The organism is Paenibacillus periandrae (assembly GCF_022458865.1).
Taxonomy (GTDB): Bacteria; Bacillota; Bacilli; order Paenibacillales; family NBRC-103111; genus Paenibacillus_S; species Paenibacillus_S periandrae.
In genome coordinates, this window is sequence record NZ_JAJNMU010000006.1 from 364608 (window position 1) to 384639 (window position 20032).

Here is a 20032-nt window from a genome sequence, read left to right on the forward strand (position 1 = left end):
TCCCCATGAGCCTTAGCAGGTATGATGCAACAGGTATAAGGAAAAATCGACGATGTTCTCTCTCGTGCCATTGTAACCCAGTTGCAGGATGAATTCCATGAGATGTCAGCTATAATTAAAGTCATCCTACGCAAAAAGGGTGCTTTCCGTATTTCGAAAGTCACCTGATGCGTTCCGTTTGAATCCAGTTCGAGACCATCGTAACCGGCAAGAGAAATACCATGGACACCACTGACAATGAAAAATTAAATTATCATCTAATTGTTCGTGATCATATAAGTATCATCTGCCTGCGAAGTAATAAACGGGCTCGGCTGGCCTAAGGAATATATATACAGCAGATGCATCGCACGGGTACATGCCGTGTAGAACAGCTTGCGCTCATTCTCACGACTGTAACGCTCACGAGAGCCATTATAAATAATGACGGCATCGAACTCCACGCCCTTGGCTAAATAAGAAGGAATAATGAGCACTCCTTTTTCAAAAGACGGCGTTTGCTTCGTAATCAGACGCAGCGGCAGCTGTTCACTCAGTGCTTCATACACTTCAGCACTCTCATTCGCTGTTTTGCAAATTACAGCTATCGATTCATATTGGTCTGCAATTAGCGCCTGCAAATCAGCTTTCATCTGGCTATGCAGCTGTTCCAGCTCCGAAGCCACAATAACCTTCGGTTTCTCTCCGCTGCGATTAAACGGCACGATTTGTTCACCGCCGGGCACCATCCCTCTTGTGAACTCAACAATTTCACGGGTGGAACGGTAGCTGCGCATTAATCGAATCAATTCGGTTTGTTCAGCACCATAAAGCTTGGCAATCGGGTCATGCTCACCCAAGGAAGAAGCATGGGCATAAATCCCCTGATTCACATCACCTAAAGCGGTCATACGACAGCGAGGGAACAATCGTTTGAGAAAATGAAGCTGGAACGGCGAATAGTCCTGAGCTTCATCGATAATGACATGCCGGATGCTCGTATTCGTCTGAAAGCCCTGAACAAGCTCCAGCAAATACAGATATGGTGTTACATCCTCATAAGCAAGCTCTGACTGCTCCAGCCGCTGAATCGTCTGACGACTGATTTCAGGCCAATACTCCGGTACACCGGCTTCTCCCGACAAGCTCGCCAGCAGTCCTTCCTTATCAAATAACTGGCGATACAGCGCTCGTACATTCACAAAGCGCAGCTGCTTAACGCGTCGCCGCAGCGGCTTTAACCGCTCGTGGACAACCATGCGGGCCAGATAGCCTTTTTCCACATCAAAGTCATCGAACGTCGTGCCTTTGTCCTTCTGAATACGCTGCTGCTCTTTATAGGCGCGCCGGTAATCATCGACATCGAGCAGTTCAATCTCTTCTTCCACCCAAGGCATACTCCGCTCCAGCTTTTCAAAGGCACTGATTTCCTTCAGCAGCCAATCGCGCAGCAGCACTACCCGGTTAGCCAGTCGAATGGAGGAATCTAAGCTGTAAAATCGTTCCTTGATCCGGCGCGAGGACACAACCTCACGACCTTTAAAACGAATGGAAATAAAATTCATCCCCTGCTTCTCCAGCCAGGCTTTATACGCATCCATGACCATCAAATAGTCCACGGACGACTTGTAGCGGATACCGCTGTTTCGGGCCGCATACTCTACATCCTCAGGCGCGCTTAATACGTATTCGATTTGGATAAAAGGATCCTCGAGCTGAAAGTCGCGGCCGATTCGGCTTTCCAAATATTGCTGGAATGTCGTTTGCAGCATATTTTCCTCGCCAAGCTCCGGTAACACCGTCGATACGTAGCTGTTGAACATCGGGTTCGGTGAGAACAGCAGCATCTGATCAGCCTGAAGCGTTTCGCGATTTTTGTATAACAGGTAAGCCACACGCTGAAGCGCCGATGACGTTTTGCCGCTGCCTGCTGCGCCCTGGACAATCAGCATGCGGCTGCGGTCATTACGGATGATCTGATTCTGCTCCTTTTGGATCGTGGCGACAATGCTCTTCATTTGCGCATCCGAGCTGCGGCTCAGCACCTGCTGAAGCAGCTCATCACCAATTGTAACACCGGTATCGAACATCAGCCGAATATCGCCTTCACGTATTACATACTGCCTTTTGAGCAGCATCTCTCCTTCAATGGAGCCTCCGGGAGTTTCATAGGCGGACGGGCCCGGCGGGTAATCGTAATAAAGGCTGGACACAGGCGCACGCCAATCATAGACGAGAAAGGTATCGTCCCGCTCGTCCATGAAGGACGCAATACCGAGATAGATCATCTCTGTTTGTTGCGTGCCCGTTTCCTTGAAATCAATTCGGCCAAAGTACGGCGACTTGACCATACGATTCAGCTTTTTCAGCGCAGAATAAGCCAGACGGTGGGTACGTTCCCGTTCTGACAGCATCTCGACCTGCTGCTTAAGGTTGGATAAGGTCTCGGCTGCATCCTCGGCTGTACCCATATTGACTGTGACATCATCCCAGAAATGAGCACGAATATCTACAACCTCGCCTCTAACCTCACCGACCTCTCCTTCCAGCTGCTTGATTTGCTGTCCCATCAAGCCAACAACGTTATTAACGCGCTGCTGCTCCTCATTCCATTGCTGTTCTGTCATGCTCATTCAAGCCGCCCTCTTTCAAAAATAGTGAGTTAGGTAAGGTTATTCAGAAATATCATTGACAATACATGATTATTAATGTTATACTTAGATAAAGATATTCATGTTCGGATTATTCTTATTTCAGACTATTTCTTATTTTAACATTTAATGCCTCCAGAATCAATATAGGAGGCTGTTTGTCATTTCTGTCTATATGCATATAACCGAATCTATGTAATGTTGAGCTTGGAAGGTCATTTCTATCCCCATGCACGACAAAAAAAGGCTTCGCTTCCTATTGGGATTGCGAAGTCTTTAGTGACGCTTATACTCACTAACGTTTCTATCATTCTCCTTAGCCCGTATGATTCCTAATAAAGGCAGGTATTTAATCATGTCCCTTCGGATTGTCATCCTTATCGCACTCAGCTTTCAAATCATGCTGTTCAGTACTAGGCCCATCATGTCCCTGTACGCCTTGCAGTTGGGAGCCAGCACCTGGGAGATTGGCATGCTGACAGCAGCGTTCGCTTTTTTTCCATTCGTATTGGCCATTCATATCGGAAAAATTACCGACTTCATTGGAGATCGTCTCCCTGTCATATTTGGCATGACCGGTTTGACTGTCGGTGTTGCATTACCTTTCTTGTTTCCTCACCTTTGGTCGCTTTATATATCTCAGGCTATTATCGGGGTATCACAAATTTTTGGCGTCATTTCTCTGCAAAATGTAATCGGGAACATATCTACCAAAGAGAACCGCGATCATCATTTCGGTTTGTACAGCACAGCTATCGCCTCAGGCGGCCTGATCGGTCCTGTTCTGGGTGGATATTTGGCCGAGCTGGTATCCTATCCTTTCGCTTACTTCGTTGCGGCCTGCATCGGGGTTTTGCCTATTTGCTTATCTTTCCTGATACCTAATTCAGACCGTAAGAAAAAAACCAGTACAGCGAAAACAGGCTCCTCTTTTCAATTACTCAAAACTCCCCTACTGCGTAAAGCACTCGCTTCCAGTGCACTCGTACTGTATTCAAGAGATATATTTGTTGCCTACTTTCCATTGTTCGCCAGTCAAATGGGCTTATCAGCTACTGAAATTGGCTGGATTATTACGATACAAGGATTAACCATGGTTATCGTTCGCTTTTCGCTAACCCGATTGAGCGGCAAGTTTGGACGTGGTCGTGTGCTGCTCGGCTCTATATTGATCGCAGGATTGTCCTTCCTGTTAGTACCCTTATCCAGTAATGCACTCTTGTTTGGGGTGCTCAGCGCCTTTATGGGAGCCGGACTCGGATGCGGGCAGCCTCTATCCATGACGACCACCTATAATGCTTCGCCAAAGGATCGAACCGGAGAGGTGCTGGGTCTGCGTCTTGCCATTAACCGCCTGTCGCAGCTGGTAGCACCCATGATGTTCGGGCTGCTCGGTACATGGGCAGGTGTCGTTTCCGTCTTTTACGTCAGCGGTGCTTTTCTGATCGGCGGTGCTTTTTTGACCAAGCAGACTACAGAGGAAGACTTTGAAGAGCAGAAACCAGCAAGCCCGCGAGCCTGAGCAAACCACCAATGATTTCATTTGTACAGCAAACTCTTACTTATATACGAGTTTCGTTAAGTAAAAGCACCTTAACAAGCTCTTCCCGTTCGGCTCCACGCCCGCCTGCAGGTATATGAATCAGACAGTCGGCGTCCTTGATTGATCTCATAATACTCGATTTATCCTTGCCGGCAGGTTCGACACATACCCGACCTTCCAGCAGCTTCATCGTACCTCGTACATATCGTGGATAGGCGGAGCCTTTGGCATAGTCGGCCTGCAAGTACCCTTTTGTCTCCACATGCTTCCGTTCTTCGCACCCAAGAATTCCTTTTAAGTAAGGACGGACGAACAATTCAAAGCCTACAAAGCTGGCACCGGGATTACCCGATAAAGCGAACAGCAGCTTACCTCTCCAGAATCCGACTGAGGTAGGGCTCCCCGGTCGCATGGCTATTTTGTTAAAGAGCAGCTGACCATCCCAACGCTCGAATACATCTACCAGGACGTCCTTATCTCCTACGGATACGCCACCTGTCGTGATAATCAGATCCACATCCTCCAATGCGTCCAGCAGTGACCTTTCCACCTCTGCCGGCTCATCTGGTAAAACACTCATTATGACGGGTTCCCCGCCAGCCTCCGTCACCTGGGCAGCCAGCATATAGCTGTTGCTATTGCGAATTTTGCCCGGCTCCAGCTGCTTCCCTACCTCCAGCAGCTCCGAGCCAGTAGAAAATATCGCAACGCGCGGCTTACGAAACACGCGTACCCGATCAAACCCAAAGGTTGCCAGCACTGCAGCATCACCCGAACGAATAATTCTGCCCGGCTGCAGCAATATCTCACCCGGCACTACCTCTTGTCCAATCGGAGTTATATTGTCACCTTCAGCCATTTGCTTGCGAATATATACCATCTGGTCAGCAAGTGTATCCGTCATTTCCATCATAATGACCGCATCGGCACCTTCTGGCACAACCGCGCCTGTCATGATTCGCGCAGCTTGTCCTTGCCCTACGGGAAGAGCTGGCATCGTTCCGCAAGGGATCATTTCGGTAACAGCTAATTTAACGGGCCGGCCCGGTGCCGATCCAATACTATCCGCCGCGCGCAGCGCATAGCCATCTACACCTGAGCGGCGAAAATGCGGAACCGGATGGTTGGCCGTCACCGTAACGGCTAACCGCCGTCCAAAACTCTCGGCAAGCCCTACTTCCTCCGTCTCCTGCAGACGCACGTAATGGAGGACCGCTTGCTGCGCATCCTCCACCTGGACTAGCATTCGCTGAAATCGATATCCGGTCACCGTGTCCATTACCCTCCGATCTGCGACATTCTGCGTAAAGTGGGACTATGACTTTGCTGTTCACTTAACAGAGCTTTTGCCATTTCGTGACTCTCCGGCTTTACATCAAGTGCCTTCAGAAATAGCTCTGCTAATGCCAGATCATTGCCAATACGAGAGCGCACATTAAATTCATCGGACCAGTAGAGACAGGGCTTAATGTTACCATCCGCCGTTAACCGCAGTCGGTTACACGTTTCGCAAAAGTGGTCACTAATCGGGTGAATTAAACCAAACGAACCGAGTGCACCTTCAATTCGATAATTTTGCGAGGGCCCATTTCCATACACCTCACCGGAAGGCAGAGCCGTCCATCCTCTTTCCACACATCTATCCATCACAGTCGTTAGAGGGACATATTTGCTTTTCCAATTCGAATCATCATGGCCGATTGGCATATATTCAATAAACCGCACCTGTACATCGCGGGTCATAGTCATCATCAGAAAATCATCAATTTCATCATCATTCAAGCCCTTCATCAGGACTACATTCAGCTTGATCGGGTACAGACCCACACGATAAGCAGCCTCAATACTAGCCAATACGCGGTGAATATCACCGCCTCTTGTAATTAATGAAAATCGATCAGCACGTAGTGAATCCAAACTAATATTAATACGCGTTAATCCTGCTGCACGCAGTTTATCCGCTCTTTGTGCAAAATATATGCCATTCGTTGTCAAAGCAATATCTTCAATTCCGGGAATCGCGGATAGACGAGCAATAAGCTGCTCCAGATTTTTTCGAACCATCGGTTCTCCACCTGTAATCCTAAGCTTGCGCACACCGAGACCAGCGAGAACCCGTACAACCTCAACTATTTCATCAAAGCTGAGCATTTTGTCCTCAGGCTCAAATTCCATACCTTCCTCAGGCATACAATAGACACAGCGCAGATTACAGCGGTCCGTAACGGAAATGCGCAAATAATCATGAACGCGGCCAAAACGATCCTCGAGTATATCCGCCATATGCATTCACCCCGTTTCCTTTAATTGTAAAATGGAATTGATATATATGGAACGGCGTAATTTCAGAAGAATACTTACTCTTTATTATCGCACATCTTACAATCAAAAAGTAAATCAAGCATGAGTACCACAATTTATTTCACTGGCCCATGCAGTTTCTCCAAGTCAGCGGGTTCATTGACATTGACAATAAAATTCAACGGGATCTCCTGCTGCACGAACAAGGACTCTTCACCGACTGCACTGCTCGCAAGCTCAATTAATGCCATCATCCGGTAGCACTCCTCATCCAGCAGCTGATCGATTATCGGCTTACAGGACCGATGATAAATCGCGTGCAGCGGCTGCAATCTGCCCGCAATCCGCGGCAGCGCAATCTTGTACGCCTCGCCTTTGCTGCGCCTCAGTTCCAGCAGCAGCTGAGCAGCTGCAGCCGAAGCAAAGGGCATATCACAAGCAACGACCCATAGCTCCTCGTACCTTGCCTCAGCCACTGCAGCTTGCAGACCTGCAAGCGGGCCTTTTCCAGGATGCAGATCTCCAATGATCCGTACATTCACTTGCTGATTGGACAAAATCGGCTCGAAGAGCTCGGGTTGATTGGCTGCTATGATAATCTCACCGCACAGCGTACTCAGCTCTTCCAGCTGCCGCTCGATGAATCGCTTGCCATCCAGCTGCAGAAGCGCCTTCATGCTGCCGCCCATCCGACGGTTGCTGCCGCCGGCTAAAATGACTCCAGAGATCAAAGTGCAATCACCCTCCCTAGCCCTCCCTTGAAGGGAGGGACCCAAAGGGCGCTGCCCTCTGGACTCCCTGTATCGTATGCACGTTTTAGTGTGTTATACACGCTTTTCGTCCCTACGGGACACGCTTACTTTGGTGCGGTTGACTCGTTTGTTGATTGACTGTGTATGTTCGGGGCGCTTCTCGTCCCTTACGGGACACGCTTGGTTTCGATTATTAAAACAATTAATCAAACAATCCTATTCGGGATTCTCTAAGCGTTTTTCGAAAAAAGCTCGCCAGCTGTCGGACAGGGCACCGACAGATAGTAATTGGCGAATAGCGGTGGTATCGGACTTATCAACATATTTGAGACGATTGGCAGTAGTAACCGTGATAGCGAGCGGCTGTCTCTCGACCAGACGGAATGTTTGCCCTGCTGAGACACACCCCTCTTGCAGGACGCGAAAGTAATAACCGGTGTAGCCCGTTTCCTGCACCTGTACAGGGAGATCCTTGACTCCATGCTTAAGAGCAAGCTTAAAGCACGGCTGCCGAGGCTGGCTAAGCTGGACGACAGCTGAACCAATTTCATACGTATCCCCGATATGAATATCAGATTCGAGTAATCCCTCGATTGTAAAGTTTTCTCCAAACGCTCCATACGGAAGCTGCCGCTGCAGCTTTTCCTGCCAGTAGGTATAATGCTCGGCGCAATAGACGCAAACCGCTTTGTCTGCTCCACCGTGATTCACTAGGTCTGCCTGCCCATCTCCCTCCAACTGGGTCGTGGAGAGCAGCAGCTCCTGACCTACGGGGTTTTTGAAAATTCCGGTTTGTACAGGCTTCCCCTGATAATCGACCGTAATCGGCATACTGATATTTAATGAAACCAGCTTCATGTCCATAAGCCTCCCGCTCGCCTGTCAGCTGTCCTGCGCGAGTTCTTTTCCTTCCACTATAAAATAAAAAGTCAGAGGAGGCTATAACCAAATTACTGAAACGCTTAGATACGTTGTCTATCCCACATCGAAGCTCATACGGCAAAAGGAGCCAAACTGTCTAAGACAGCTTGCTCCCCGGTACCCAAGCATCATTATCATAGCCGCGAACCTCCCAATAACCAATATGCTCTTCATTGATCAATTCAACAGCCTGCAGCCATTTGACCGATTTGTAAGCATACATTTTCGGGACGATCAGCCGGACAGGACCTCCCAATTGATTCGGAATCGGTTTGCCATCCATTAACACGGCAACCATGACATCTTCCATTTTGACCTGCTCCAATGATAAACAATCCGTATATACCTTGTCGCCCGAATACATTTTGGCATAACGTGCTGTGCCCTTCACTCCAGCCATCTGAAGCAGCTCCGACAGCGGTATCCCTTCCCAGGTTACCTTATACACCGACCAGCCGGTCACACAATGAAAATCACTTACCTGTACCTTGCGCTTGAGCTGCATAAACTGTTCCCAGTTCCAGGTTATTGGTTTATCCACCAGACCCGATATCGAAAACTGCCAGCTATCGCTCGAAAAGGCCGGGATATCCGTAACCGTATATACTCGGAACTCGCCTTTCAGACCTCCTCCGACAGGAGGACTCGATTCGGCAAGTGCAATAGGCTTTGGCTCCATTTGATTGGCATCGGACGCATAAATCTGATCCAGCCCAGCGCCCCCGGTGTCTGAAATACTTTTCATCCAACGGTAAAAATAAGGCCCTACACCGAATACAAGCAGCAGCCCCAATACGGTACGCAAAAAAGTCGCCCGCGAGATCGGTGCATTTTTCAAAAATTCCACAAATTTTTGTGGACTCACAGCACTTGCTGCCACAATCTCGCCAGAACCAGACCCCGTTTCTGCTGCCGCCATACCCGTCATTTCCCGTTTATCCTTCAGCAGCTGTCTTGCTGCCTTCTGCTCCTCAGACCGCATCGTTTTGAGCCAACGGCTCCGTGAAATGGAATGATACAAGGCGTATGGGATTCCGATCCATGTGAACAAGTCATGCAGCACCAGCGAAACGTTACTCCACACTGGAGGCAGGTTGTGGAACTGCCACAGAATAAGCCCTGTAATCCCCCAGCCTAAGAGTAAAAACAGCACAACCGCTAAATTCCACCGCTGCTTTAATCTCGTTTTGAGCTGCTTCCAATGCTTCGGAATCAACGGCAGGTACAAGGCGATGAGAACAATGGACGCGATTCCGAGCACGATGTGAGCCTGCTTCAGAACAACGCGAAGTGCACCCAAATCACCACGAATCGTCGGGATATAGAGCACAACACCCGTAATAGCCAGCAAAAGTATAACCCAAGCGTTCCATGCGTGCAGCCTTGATAATTTTTTGCCGTAAGATTCCTTTAACCAATCTCTCCATTTATCCATTTCCGCACCGCCTTTCCTGTTTACATCTATTCCTTGATTGTGCCGCAGCCCTCTAAACCCATCTTCCTCACCGCTGAACCACAGGTACCGTAAACCAGAATTGACTTCCTTTTCCAAGCTGACTGCTTACGCCAACATGACCACCGTGAATTTCCACAATCGATTTGGTTATCGCCAGACCAAGCCCGGAGCCGCCGCTCGCCCTGCTGCGTGAATGATCCGTCCGATAAAAGCGCTCAAACAGCCGAACCTGCTCCTCTTCAGCTATGCCTTCACCTTGATCCTCGACTGTAACCAATACGAACCCGCCCTTCGGCATTTGCGCGTAAATTCGAATCTTACCTCCATCAGGAGAATGACGCAGCGCATTGTGGAGCAAATTGGAAACGACCCGTTTAATTTCATTAGGCATAATCGAGACGGGTGGCAGTCCCTCAGGAATATGTCCTTCCACTTCGATTCCCTTTTCCTCGATTTGCAGCAGATGGCTTTGCAAGGTTTCGACAATCAGATTATCCAGATGATACGCCTCAGGCTCAAAGCTTTCCGCACCCGCCTCCCTGCGTGACAGATCGAATAAATCATTGATCAGACCACTCAAACGCTGGGTTTCCAGACGAATCGTACTCAGGTAACGTTGATACGTATCCGGGTCCTCGATCAAATCATCCTGCAGAGCCTCAACAAACGATTGAATCGAAGCCAGCGGCGTACGCAAATCATGCGACACGTTGGCCACAAGCTCTCGCCGCGAAGCCTCCGAGGACCGCAGCTGCTGGAAGCTTTCATTCAATTGACGGCTCATTTGATTAAAATGAACAGCCATCGCCTGAAACTCCACAGGGCCGATCAGAGGCAGCTCCCCACGAAAATCCCCCTGTGCGATCTGCTGCGATTCCCTGCTGATCATATCAATGGCCCTCTCAATGGGCCGCGTCATGATCAGATGCACAATGAGGGAAAGGATCCCTGCGCCTACCGTTACAAGTGTAAGCCATATCAACTCATCCAACGTCAAAAACATCTTCCTGTAGCTGACAAGCAAGCTGATCAATATGGCAGCGATACTGACCAAACTCGTTAACAGCAAATAGGTGCGCAGGCCCACCGAGCCCATAAACCGGTTCATCCCGGCCCGCCCCCTTTTCCGTCAAACTTGTAGCCGATACCCCAAACGGTTTTGATGTATTTAGGGGTAGAAGGGTTCTGTTCAATCTTCTCCCGCAGCCTTCGGATATGAACTGTCACCGTTGTCGTATCTCCAAAATAATCAATATCCCAAATCGTATTCAATAATTGATTGCGGGAAAACACCTGATCGGGATGGTTGGCAAACAACCAGAGCAGCTCGAATTCCTTCACCGTAAGCTCCGCTTCCTTACCGCCTACCCTGACTGTCCTTCGCAGACTATCGATTTCCAGTCCCATTCGATGAATGATCGAGCCTGTCTTGCCAGCCGGAGACGAGACTCCTGTGGCGTTGGCTGGTTCTATCGGCCTCAGACGCCTTAGAATCACTTTCACACGCAGCACCAGCTCCCGGGGGCTGAACGGCTTCGTCATATAATCATCCGCGCCCATGGTAAGTCCCATGAGCCGGTCCAGCTCTTCTCCTCTGGCTGTTAGCATCATAATCGGCACATCGCTCCTGCTGCGAATCTCCTCGCACACTTGCCAGCCCGTTTTTTTCGGCATCATCACGTCCAGCACGATAAAATCCGGTGACTCACTTTCCCATATATGAAGCGCTTCATCGCCATCCTTGGCACATACGACCTCAAACCCTTCACGCTGCAGGTATCGGGCGCACACATCGGTTATATTTTCCTCATCATCGGCAACCAATATTTTCACCATAGACTCGTACGCCCTCCTTTTTGGGGAACAGCAGTGAAATTCAAGTCAACTCCAGCTTCAACAAAACATACTCTGTCTGTATTTTAACATAACCTTCACCTGCAAATATTACGTATTCCTTAACAATCTCCGGATCAGCTCTCATTTCTTGCATAACCTGTAAGAACAACAAAAGCCCCGCCGATTTTGTGCTCGACAAGGCTTTTATTCATGTTATCACAATTAAAAACGTATATGAGTGCGGAGCTTAAATTACTGATTAATATAACGCTCGAAAATATGGCCATAATCCTTGACCTTATACTTCTTATGGGTCTCCACCATCCAGAAGAAGGCTGACTCCGTAATTTCCTTAAATTGCTCGACGATGTTGCCGCCCTCTTTGACCGAACGATTTAATGTTGCTGATGCAAGATGTACGCTTTCTTTTGCGTATTGCAGCGTCGTTTCATTATCGTAGGAAATTTCCGCAATTTTGAGCAGTGATTTAAACAAATCCTTGACTTCGGCAATATGCTTCTTGTGAACATCAATGGAATAAGCCGCTGCGCCAATCGTGAATTTAATTTCCACATCGAGATCAACAGTTCCCGCTGTTTCAAGTGCTACGTTCGAAATGGGATGATGGCTGTAATTAAAACGGCGAAGCGTCCGTTTTTTGCTTAGTGCACTCGTACCATCCAGATGGATAAGGCCTAGATTGGTGAAGCAGTATTCATCCGCCTTGGATTTGATCAGAAAGTAAATTTTCTCGTTATCCTCATTCATGACGTAATCGTCAGCATCAACCTTGTCATAATCTGCCGGTTTAATGACGCTTCCAATATCGCTTAACCCTAACGCATCTGCAGCTATTTTTTTGAACATGCAAGTATCAGCCCTCTCCAAACTGGTTATTCAGCCCTAAGACATATACCCCAGAATAATGCCTGCCGTTTCCTCTATCGCCTTGTCCGTTACATTAATAACCGGACAGCCTAGCTGCTTCATGATGCCTTGTGCATACTCCAATTCCTCAACAATACGATCAAGCGCAGCATACTTGGCTCCATTGGGCAGCCCTACCGCCTTTAAACGCTCAGTGCGAATCTTGAGCAGCTTATCCGGATCCATGATTAATCCGATAATTCGCCTGCCGTGCAGCATAAACAGCTCCTTCGGCGGCTTGACCTCAGGAACCAGCGGTAAATTGGTCACCTTATGGCCCTTATGTGCCAAAAAAATACTGAGTGGTGTCTTGGAGGTACGTGATACGCCAATCAATATAATATCTGCTTTTAACAATGAGCTCGTGTCTCTTCCATCATCGCATTTAACAGTAAACTCTATAGCCTCGACTCGGCGAAAGTAATCATCGTCCATCTCATGCTGCAGCCCAGGCTTGCGCTTCGGCGAATCATTGAACGTATCGATGAACGCCTCCATCATCGGTCCCATAATATCGATCGCTCTGACTCCCAGACGGATGGCTTCTTCCTTCATCATTTCACGCAGCTCCGGCTGCACAAGCGTATAAGCCACAAAGCCTCCCCGTTTGGCGGCAGCCTCCATGATTACACGTATTTCATCCTCATGCTTGATATGTCCAATCCGTTTCGTTGTGACCTGATGGGCATCGAATTGGCGCATGGTCGCTTTTACAACCGCCTCGGCCGTTTCACCTACCGAATCCGAGCAAATGGTTATCTCATAAAGCCGATCGTCCGTCATCCACTGTTCTCCTTTGCTCACATCATACTGTATCGGTTACTTCTGGATATTAGGTGAATTCACCGAACTATCCAGACTCCGAGGCAAGCTCCACCAGCAGCTGTGTCATCATTGTATTCGTAATACGGCCAACGACCTCCCAGCGGCTGCGGCCCTGAGCATTATCCTGCTTGATGGGAACAACCACCGGCAAGCCGTCCACCTGATGATGGATCATTCTCCGCGCCGCCTCCAGCACATTGTCCTCAGGCTGTACATGAATCACATTGGGCTCTCGGGTCATGACCATGCTGACAGGCATCGTGGAGGCCGAAGGGTTGCCAAGTGTGAATTTCAACAAATCCTTACGTGAAATAATACCGGATAAGCAGCTTTCTTCATCCACCACAATCAAACTACCAACATTTTCCATAAAAAGTGTAACAACGGCATCGTGAATCAGTGCCGACTCTCTCACTACAACGGGTACGGCCTGTATATCCTTTATTTTCAAAGATTGCAATCTACGAGACACTTGATTCTCAGCAGAAATAGATGAACCCGGTGTATAACCGACCTTTGGCTTGGCATCAACCAACCCGAGCATCACCAGCAGCGCCAAATCCGAACGAAGCGTCGGACGGCTTAACCCGAGCATCTCTGCAATCTGCTCTCCAGTAATAGGCGAGTGCTGCTTAACCAGTTCAACAATATGTAATTGACGGGCTGACAATTCGATAATCGTGACCTCCCTGTCCCGAAACTTTATACTTCTGGAACCTTCTATATGATATAAAGTATACCAAAAATCATAAATGATTTACACAAATACGTCTTATAAACAATATTTATCTGTCATTAATAAAGTTTTTATCGAAAAAATATAATTTTTTCACATTTATCAGTTACATAACGTGTATATAATGTGTAATAATTAAAATGGAACAGCGATATATTACAACTTATTTAATCAAATATGAGTTTGGGGGAAAATGGATGGAACGAGAGCTAGCAATGGAAATAGTAAGGGTCACTGAGTTGGCAGCATTGTCCGCAGCGCAATGGATGGGACGCGGCAACAAAAATGAAGCTGACGGCGCTGCAACTACGGCCATGAGGGCAATGTTCGACTCTGTTTCTGTACAAGGCACCGTCGTTATTGGTGAAGGCGAAATGGACGAGGCTCCTATGCTCTACATTGGCGAGAAGGTAGGAAACGGACAAGGTCCCGAGGTCGATATCGCCGTGGACCCGTTGGAAGGTACTGAATCCGTGGCCAAAGGCTTGAATAATGCGCTGTCCGTTATCGCAATGGCCAATAAAGGCTGCCTCCTGCATGCCCCTGATATGTATATGGATAAGCTGGCTGTAGGCCCATTGTTGGCGGGCAAGCTGCATCTGGATGATTCGTTGGAAACGACTCTGTTAAAAGCTGCTCAATATCTGGATAAGCCGCTCAGCAACCTGACGGTAATGATTCTGGATCGTGAACGCCATCAAGACAAAATCCAAACACTCCGCCGCGTCGGTGTGCGCATTAAGCTGTTAAGCGATGGGGATGTGGCCGGCGCAATGGCGCCTTGCTTAAGTGAATCCGGTATCGATTTGTATGTCGGTTCGGGAGGTGCGCCCGAGGGTGTACTGGCCGCTGCCGCGCTTCGCTGCCTTGACGGTGAGCTTCAGGGACGCTTGATGCCTGCCAATGATGAAGAACTGGAACGCTGCCGACGTATGGGAATTGGCGATCCGTTCAAGCTGCTGAGCATGGACGATATGGTGGGAAGCGAGGATGTATTCTTTGCAGCAACAGGGATCACTCCCGGAGAATTTCTGGGCGGTGTGCAATATATGGGCAATCAACGGGCAGAGACACACTCGATCGTCATGAGAGCCAAAACAAAAACCGTTCGCTTTATCCGTACCGTTCATTATTTGCCCAATAAACCGCTGATCGGTGGACTTTATTTGAAATAACAGACGTGCTGATGCATTGACCTTCCTTATAGGTATGATACTATGATAAATACCGATCATACATGGCTGATTTTGAAGGAAGGAACAAGCATGAGCTTTTTATTTTATACGGTTGTGGGGCTGCTTGCTGCAACACTTGGCAGTCTCGTCGGTCTGGGGGGCGGCATTGTCATTGTTCCCGCTCTCATCTACCTCGGACCTTATTTCGTTGGACAGGAAATTTCCGTATCAACAGCAGTCGGGACGTCGTTGGCTGTGCTGATTTTCACGGCATTCTCCTCTACGTGGGCGTTCCATAAGCAGCGCAAGGTGGACTTTCGCAGCGGCTGGCTCTATTTCTTGACGTGTGGACCGGGAGCGATGCTGGGCTCTTATATGACTCAATTTGTCGATGCCAAGTCGTTTCAGCTCGCCTTCGGGATTTTCATGCTGGTGATGGCGATTCTGCTGATCATTAAAGACCGTTTGAAGCCGCTAAGTCTGAAATGGCCCATCCAAAGAACGTACACTGATGTAGAAGGACTCGTGCATACGTATGGATACGGAGTGCTGCCCGCACTTACGATCGGATTGTTGGTTGGCATCATTTCCGGCTTGTTCGGCATTGGCGGCGGTTCCTTGTTCGTACCGGCGATGATGATTTTATTTCGTTATCCGCCGCATGTGGCAACGGCTACCTCGATGTTTGTAATCTTTTTATCCTCGATTATGGGTACTGTCACCCATCTAAGCTTGGGAGAAGTCGACGGCTGGATGGTGCTGGGACTTGCACCGAGTGCTTTGGTTGGTGGATGGCTTGGTGCCAAAATCGCCAACGCGTTGAGCAGCAAGAAGCTGATGTGGGTGCTGCGCATCACCTTTTTTGTTGTCGCTGTTCGCATGATTAGCGAGGCCTGGAAGTAGCTGACTGTGATTCAAGGGATGCTTGGATTGTGTAATAAAAGGTGCCGAAGCATTATATCCCATTAAGGAGGCGTACCTTATGTCCGAGTACAATCATGTGGTAGATAAAGAAGATCACTTAGCCGCAAACAAGGTAGATAGCGCACTGGACCGAATCAATCCCGCTAAAAAAGAACAGATTCTGCAAAGCTTCGACTCCTTCAAGAGCTACTTGGGAAAGCGTATTGAATTAGCCGAAAAGCTGGGCTTGAGTGAAGAGCAGATCGCGGTTACAGCTGAAAAAATAGCGAATTATTTAGCTGCGAACGAGGAACCACGAAACAGTGAGGAAAAACTGCTGAATGAACTATGGAAAGTCGGAACTCCAGAAGAGCAGCATAAGCTGGCTCATATGCTGGTACGACTTGCCCAACGGGCAGGATAATAAGAAAAGCAGTATCTCTGAAAGCTTGGTCTCAGAGGTACTGCTTTTTCTATGCCATCATTATTTAGGTAGAAAGGTCTTGATCCATGACGCAAAGCCCGCCGGATTCCGGGTCTGAATCAGCACTACCCCTTCACCCCGAAAGCGGCACACAGCAGCCTCACCGCTTGTTATACTGGATATCCAGCCCTTGGATGCCTTTTCAATCGTATAATTCATATAATCAGGCCAAGCCACCAAATGCCCGTTGTCGATAATTCTTTCTTCTCCAGGTCCAAGATTAACTGCATGAATAGCGCCGTAGGACGATAAGAATACGGTACCGCTGCCGCTGATCTCAACAATGAAAAAGCCCTCTCCAGATAAAAAACCTTTCATCAGATTCTGCATTTTCGTGTTAACCTGAATGCCATTGGTTCCAGCAAGAAAGCCATCCTTCTGGACGTACAGCTTATAGGAGCCATCAAGCTCAATAGCTTGTACATCGCCAATCGCCGCGGGTGCGAGGAGCACTTCGCCTCTGCCTTGTGTGGCCGTCAATTCCTGGAAAAAAAACTTTTCGCCGCTCAGCATTCTGCCAAGACCTCGCATCAAACCGCCATCCACCGTACCTTTGAGATCAATATTAGGTGTCATGGATACCATGGCCCCCGATTCCGCCTTTACATTTTCCCCTTTCTCCAATTCAATTTTGACCAACGGAAACGCACCCTGATACAGAATTTCGTACTTCATAGCTTATATATTCCTCCCATTCTATGAGCTGTTGTAAAAATCTTCTTCTATTATAATACATTTCACCCTCGCAATAACAACTTGTGCCGAATGGTGTCGATTGTACAATTCAAATAACCCGAAGCCGCGGCCCGGGTTATTCATAATAACGTCATTTATAAAAGCCCTGCTCATCGGCATATCGTCCCCAATGTGGTCGTGATCCATCCCTATCCGTAAAGCCATACACATCTGAAAGGTCCCAGGAGGTCAAAATCTGTCCTGACTTTTCAAGCACATTCGAATCTGCTGCCAATGCCGCAGCTGCCCGTCCTACAAAATAAGGTGTTTCCGATATCAGAAAATGTGGATCTGTCTTCGCCGCATCACGCCAATTTGCTTCCGTCACGCCAAAATAATCCAGCATCGCCTCCGAACGTAAAAAACCGGGTGTTAATGAAACTGCAGCTACACGATGCTCACGCAGCTCCTCCGCCATGGACTGGGCGAGATGGATCGCCGATATTTTCGCCAGACTGTAATACAAATTTCCACGATATCTATAATCGAAGCCATCGGTAATTTCAATAATCAGCCCCTTGTTTCTGGCAACCATTAAAGGAGCAGCATAATAGCTTGTCACCATATGGGCATGAACCGCAGTAGTTTGCATTTGCAATCCATTGTTCAATGAATGCTCCCAGAATGGCTTCCCCCATTCCGTCAGCCGATCACCGCCCCATATATCATTAACAAGGATATCGAGTACTCCATTCTGCTCCGAATGCACCTGCTCAAAAAGCGCCTTTACGTCAGCCTCAACCGTGTGGTCTACCCTTACTGCAATCCCGACTCCACCCTGTGAGGTAACTAATTCTGCCGTTTCCTCAATGGTCTCCTGCCTTCCCATATCGGATAGATTCCCTCTTGTACTGCGGCCTGTTACATAAACAGTAGCGCCTGCTTCCCCCAGCATCTCAGCAATCCCGCGTCCTGCGCCTCGTGTACCACCTGCCACTACTGCTACTTTTCCTTGTAAAGCCTTCATTGTAAGCTCAGCCTCCCGTCGAATTCATTGTGATAGCTCCTCAGATTACCCAGCCATCATAACAAAGCCTATATGTCAGATACCGTCTTAATTAGGTTTACTATTTATTTCATTCATTATTAACGATGTCAAGCTAACTTTATTGAAACAGGCCCCAACTTATGTCCAATTATTGATCGAATTGCGAATAATGTTTGAACAAATACCAAAAAGTGTAGTATACTATATGTAGGAAAGCACTTACACGATTAGGGGTGTTCATTATGACTACCAAAACAGCTTCAGTACATCATGCGGATCTTGACAAGACCCATTCGAATAACGAAATCCCTCGTCTGGTCACCTTAATGACCTGGATCGCTTGGGTTGCATTAGGCGTCGGCGTTCTTCTTTGCCTCATGAATTTGAACCAATTCAATGACCGTAATACCGGGCTTATGGTCGGACTTGGCTTTATTGTAGGCAGTGTGCATATTTACGTTATCGGAACTGCCATGGGACTTGTTCACAAACGTCATCTCGATAACAACAAGCAGCCATTCTAAGGTAACGAACTTCGTTTTCCGGATTGATAGCGTAGGTTGCGTTTTGTTAGGCACACATAAGCTGTAGCGACCGCTTCGAAATCACATCGTGATGACGAGGCGGTTTTTTTGTACTTATTTTCTGTTTTGCTCACTATTATTGCTGCATAATGAGGGACAAGTCGCCACACATGTCGAACAGGTGACATTTGTATTACGAAGAAAAGACAAATTATTGACGGTATTGTTAAGTCTGCAGTTATCTGCTTTCATTTCTGCTAAGTTATAGATAGTGATTCAATTAATTGAGATTCGGAGTTGAAAAAGGAGATGAAAAGCTTGAGGCCGAACCTACGCATTCTAATGCCACTGTTGTTTATTTTGTCGATCGTCCTGCTCACGGGATGCAGTGAACAATTTATTGTGCTCGATCCTAAAGGCCCTGTCGGCGCGGCACAAAAGGATTTGATCTGGATTTCAACTCTGCTGTGCTCTGTCGTTATCGTTCCCGTATTGCTGTTGAGCGGATTTATCTTATGGCGATACCGCGAAAAGGCGGGCAGTAAAGCAACTTATGCACCCGACTGGGCGCACAGTACCAAACTGGAAGTCATTTGGTGGGGTATCCCGATTATTATTATCATTATTTTGGGTTTAGTTACCGCTAAATACACGTATGCTCTTGAACCGTCCAAACCACTGGTTTCCGACAAAAAGCCGATCACGGTTCAGGTTACCTCACTGGACTGGAAATGGCTGTTTCAATATCCGGAGCAAGGCATAGCTACTGTGAATTATTTACAAATACCGCAAGGCGTCCCGGTCAAGTTTGAATTGACCTCGGCAACGGCGATGAATTCATTCTGGATTCCTCAGCTTGGCGGTCAAATCTACACGATGTCCGGCATGGCCATGACGCTGTTCCTGCAGGCAGACGAGCCTGGTCAATATTTTGGCAGCGGCGCTAATTTCAATGGTCGTGATTTTGCCCAAATGACGTTCAAGGTTGATGCTACCTCCCAGGATGCATTTGACGCATGGGTGAAAAAAACGAAAAACGCTTCCCCTGCCCTTACAATGGGCGGCTATACCAAACTTGCTGAACCGGGACCTGCTAACGTGCAATATTTTTCTTCCTTCCCTACCGGCTTGTTTGAGCGGATCGTAACGCAGTATGCGGTTGGCGGAAGCGCCCATCATCATGGCAGCTCACCACAGCCAAAGGCTGTTGATACCAGCACTACGCAAGGCAAGACAGCTCCTGCTGCTGCAACTACCCCTAATGGACATTCGGGTCATTAACGACGAAACGAAAGG

The 20032-nt window shown here is 48.1% G+C and carries 19 protein-coding genes; 6 read left to right on the top strand and 13 right to left on the bottom strand.

Annotated elements, in window-relative coordinates; genetic code table 11:
- Positions 1–257: 257 nt before the first annotated feature.
- A complete protein-coding gene (gene helD / locus LRL21_RS12485) occupies positions 258–2612 on the bottom strand; it encodes an RNA polymerase recycling motor HelD (RefSeq protein WP_240416101.1) in 2355 nt (784 codons plus the stop codon).
- 373 nt (positions 2613–2985) lie between these two features.
- On the opposite strand from helD, the gene LRL21_RS12490 reads away from it, so the two are divergent.
- Complete coding sequence (locus LRL21_RS12490; RefSeq protein ID WP_240416102.1) at positions 2986–4152, top strand: MFS transporter; 1167 nt, start codon at positions 2986–2988, stop codon at positions 4150–4152.
- Between the two features lie 40 nt (positions 4153–4192).
- Here the strand turns inward: LRL21_RS12490 and LRL21_RS12495 are convergent, their stop codons facing one another.
- The 10 genes from LRL21_RS12495 to LRL21_RS12540 all read right to left on the bottom strand — a co-directional run bounded on the left by LRL21_RS12495 (position 4193) and on the right by LRL21_RS12540 (position 13870).
- On the bottom strand, positions 4193–5452 hold the full coding sequence (locus tag LRL21_RS12495; RefSeq protein ID WP_275900705.1) for a molybdopterin molybdotransferase MoeA: 1260 nt from the start codon (positions 5450–5452) through the stop codon (positions 4193–4195).
- Positions 5452–6456, bottom strand: coding sequence for a GTP 3',8-cyclase MoaA (gene moaA / locus LRL21_RS12500; RefSeq protein WP_240416103.1), 1005 nt, complete (start codon positions 6454–6456; stop codon positions 5452–5454). The genes LRL21_RS12495 and moaA overlap by 1 nt, the downstream gene beginning before the upstream one ends.
- Before the next feature lie 134 nt (positions 6457–6590).
- Positions 6591–7205, bottom strand: a complete 615-nt coding sequence (gene mobA / locus LRL21_RS12505) for a molybdenum cofactor guanylyltransferase (protein ID WP_240416104.1) — start codon at positions 7203–7205, stop codon at positions 6591–6593.
- Between the two features lie 237 nt (positions 7206–7442).
- On the bottom strand, positions 7443–8084 hold the full coding sequence (locus LRL21_RS12510; RefSeq protein ID WP_420832441.1) for an MOSC domain-containing protein: 642 nt from the start codon (positions 8082–8084) through the stop codon (positions 7443–7445).
- A 160-nt stretch (positions 8085–8244) separates the two neighbouring features.
- Complete coding sequence (locus LRL21_RS12515) at positions 8245–9582, bottom strand: molybdopterin-dependent oxidoreductase (RefSeq protein WP_240416106.1); 1338 nt, start codon at positions 9580–9582, stop codon at positions 8245–8247.
- A 67-nt stretch (positions 9583–9649) separates the two neighbouring features.
- Complete coding sequence (locus LRL21_RS12520; protein ID WP_240416107.1) at positions 9650–10711, bottom strand: sensor histidine kinase; 1062 nt, start codon at positions 10709–10711, stop codon at positions 9650–9652.
- Entirely contained in the window at positions 10708–11439 is a 732-nt protein-coding gene (locus tag LRL21_RS12525; protein ID WP_240416108.1) for a response regulator transcription factor, read from the bottom strand. The genes LRL21_RS12520 and LRL21_RS12525 overlap by 4 nt, the downstream gene beginning before the upstream one ends.
- Positions 11440–11691: 252 nt before the next feature.
- A complete protein-coding gene (locus LRL21_RS12530; protein WP_240416109.1) occupies positions 11692–12306 on the bottom strand; it encodes a PH domain-containing protein in 615 nt (204 codons plus the stop codon).
- A gap of 36 nt (positions 12307–12342) precedes the next feature.
- Positions 12343–13149, bottom strand: a complete 807-nt coding sequence (locus LRL21_RS12535; RefSeq protein ID WP_240416110.1) for a pyruvate, water dikinase regulatory protein — start codon at positions 13147–13149, stop codon at positions 12343–12345.
- Between the two features lie 67 nt (positions 13150–13216).
- Entirely contained in the window at positions 13217–13870 is a 654-nt protein-coding gene (locus LRL21_RS12540; RefSeq protein WP_240416150.1) for a CBS domain-containing protein, read from the bottom strand.
- Positions 13871–14124: 254 nt separating this feature from the next.
- On the opposite strand from LRL21_RS12540, the gene glpX reads away from it, so the two are divergent.
- The 3 genes from glpX to LRL21_RS12555 all read left to right on the top strand — a co-directional run bounded on the left by glpX (position 14125) and on the right by LRL21_RS12555 (position 16429).
- Complete coding sequence (gene glpX, locus LRL21_RS12545; RefSeq protein ID WP_240416111.1) at positions 14125–15102, top strand: class II fructose-bisphosphatase; 978 nt, start codon at positions 14125–14127, stop codon at positions 15100–15102.
- A gap of 90 nt (positions 15103–15192) precedes the next feature.
- Positions 15193–16005, top strand: a complete 813-nt coding sequence (locus LRL21_RS12550; RefSeq protein WP_240416112.1) for a sulfite exporter TauE/SafE family protein — start codon at positions 15193–15195, stop codon at positions 16003–16005.
- A 79-nt stretch (positions 16006–16084) separates the two neighbouring features.
- Positions 16085–16429, top strand: coding sequence for a DUF3243 domain-containing protein (locus LRL21_RS12555; protein ID WP_240416113.1), 345 nt, complete (start codon positions 16085–16087; stop codon positions 16427–16429).
- 60 nt (positions 16430–16489) lie between these two features.
- Here LRL21_RS12555 and LRL21_RS12560 read toward each other — a convergent pair whose 3' ends face one another.
- Together LRL21_RS12560 and LRL21_RS12565 are read right to left on the bottom strand one after the other, a co-directional pair.
- On the bottom strand, positions 16490–17164 hold the full coding sequence (locus LRL21_RS12560) for a TIGR00266 family protein (RefSeq protein ID WP_240416114.1): 675 nt from the start codon (positions 17162–17164) through the stop codon (positions 16490–16492).
- Between the two features lie 151 nt (positions 17165–17315).
- On the bottom strand, positions 17316–18191 hold the full coding sequence (locus LRL21_RS12565) for an SDR family oxidoreductase (RefSeq protein ID WP_240416115.1): 876 nt from the start codon (positions 18189–18191) through the stop codon (positions 17316–17318).
- A gap of 263 nt (positions 18192–18454) precedes the next feature.
- On the opposite strand from LRL21_RS12565, the gene LRL21_RS12570 reads away from it, so the two are divergent.
- Positions 18455–18736: a hypothetical protein gene (locus LRL21_RS12570; protein WP_076236254.1), complete on the top strand. Its 282-nt coding sequence runs from the start codon at positions 18455–18457 to the stop codon at positions 18734–18736.
- 342 nt (positions 18737–19078) lie between these two features.
- A complete protein-coding gene (gene cyoA, locus LRL21_RS12575; RefSeq protein WP_420832442.1) occupies positions 19079–20017 on the top strand; it encodes a ubiquinol oxidase subunit II in 939 nt (312 codons plus the stop codon).
- The last annotated feature ends 15 nt before the right edge of the window (positions 20018–20032 follow it).

Excerpts from the sequence above, each read along its gene's own strand:
- LRL21_RS12570 (WP_076236254.1), top strand. The coding sequence starts at position 18,455 with ATGACTACCAAAACAGCTTCAGTACATCATGCGGATCTTGACAAGACC.
- LRL21_RS12510 (WP_420832441.1), bottom strand. The coding sequence starts at position 8,084 with ATGAAGCTGGTTTCATTAAATATCAGTATGCCGATTACGGTCGATTAT.
- LRL21_RS12520 (WP_240416107.1), bottom strand. The coding sequence starts at position 10,711 with ATGAACCGGTTTATGGGCTCGGTGGGCCTGCGCACCTATTTGCTGTTA.
- LRL21_RS12525 (WP_240416108.1), bottom strand. The coding sequence starts at position 11,439 with ATGGTGAAAATATTGGTTGCCGATGATGAGGAAAATATAACCGATGTG.
- LRL21_RS12495 (WP_275900705.1), bottom strand. The coding sequence starts at position 5,452 with ATGGACACGGTGACCGGATATCGATTTCAGCGAATGCTAGTCCAGGTG.
- LRL21_RS12555 (WP_240416113.1), top strand. The coding sequence starts at position 16,085 with ATGTCCGAGTACAATCATGTGGTAGATAAAGAAGATCACTTAGCCGCA.
- LRL21_RS12550 (WP_240416112.1), top strand. The coding sequence starts at position 15,193 with ATGAGCTTTTTATTTTATACGGTTGTGGGGCTGCTTGCTGCAACACTT.
- LRL21_RS12490 (WP_240416102.1), top strand. The coding sequence starts at position 2,986 with ATGTCCCTTCGGATTGTCATCCTTATCGCACTCAGCTTTCAAATCATG.
- LRL21_RS12515 (WP_240416106.1), bottom strand. The coding sequence starts at position 9,582 with ATGGATAAATGGAGAGATTGGTTAAAGGAATCTTACGGCAAAAAATTA.
- cyoA (WP_420832442.1), top strand. The coding sequence starts at position 19,079 with ATGCCACTGTTGTTTATTTTGTCGATCGTCCTGCTCACGGGATGCAGT.
- LRL21_RS12535 (WP_240416110.1), bottom strand. The coding sequence starts at position 13,149 with ATGACGGACGATCGGCTTTATGAGATAACCATTTGCTCGGATTCGGTA.
- helD (WP_240416101.1), bottom strand. The coding sequence starts at position 2,612 with ATGAGCATGACAGAACAGCAATGGAATGAGGAGCAGCAGCGCGTTAAT.
- moaA (WP_240416103.1), bottom strand. The coding sequence starts at position 6,456 with ATGGCGGATATACTCGAGGATCGTTTTGGCCGCGTTCATGATTATTTG.
- LRL21_RS12560 (WP_240416114.1), bottom strand. The coding sequence starts at position 17,164 with ATGAAGTACGAAATTCTGTATCAGGGTGCGTTTCCGTTGGTCAAAATT.
- LRL21_RS12530 (WP_240416109.1), bottom strand. The coding sequence starts at position 12,306 with ATGTTCAAAAAAATAGCTGCAGATGCGTTAGGGTTAAGCGATATTGGA.
- LRL21_RS12565 (WP_240416115.1), bottom strand. The coding sequence starts at position 18,191 with ATGAAGGCTTTACAAGGAAAAGTAGCAGTAGTGGCAGGTGGTACACGA.
- glpX (WP_240416111.1), top strand. The coding sequence starts at position 14,125 with ATGGAACGAGAGCTAGCAATGGAAATAGTAAGGGTCACTGAGTTGGCA.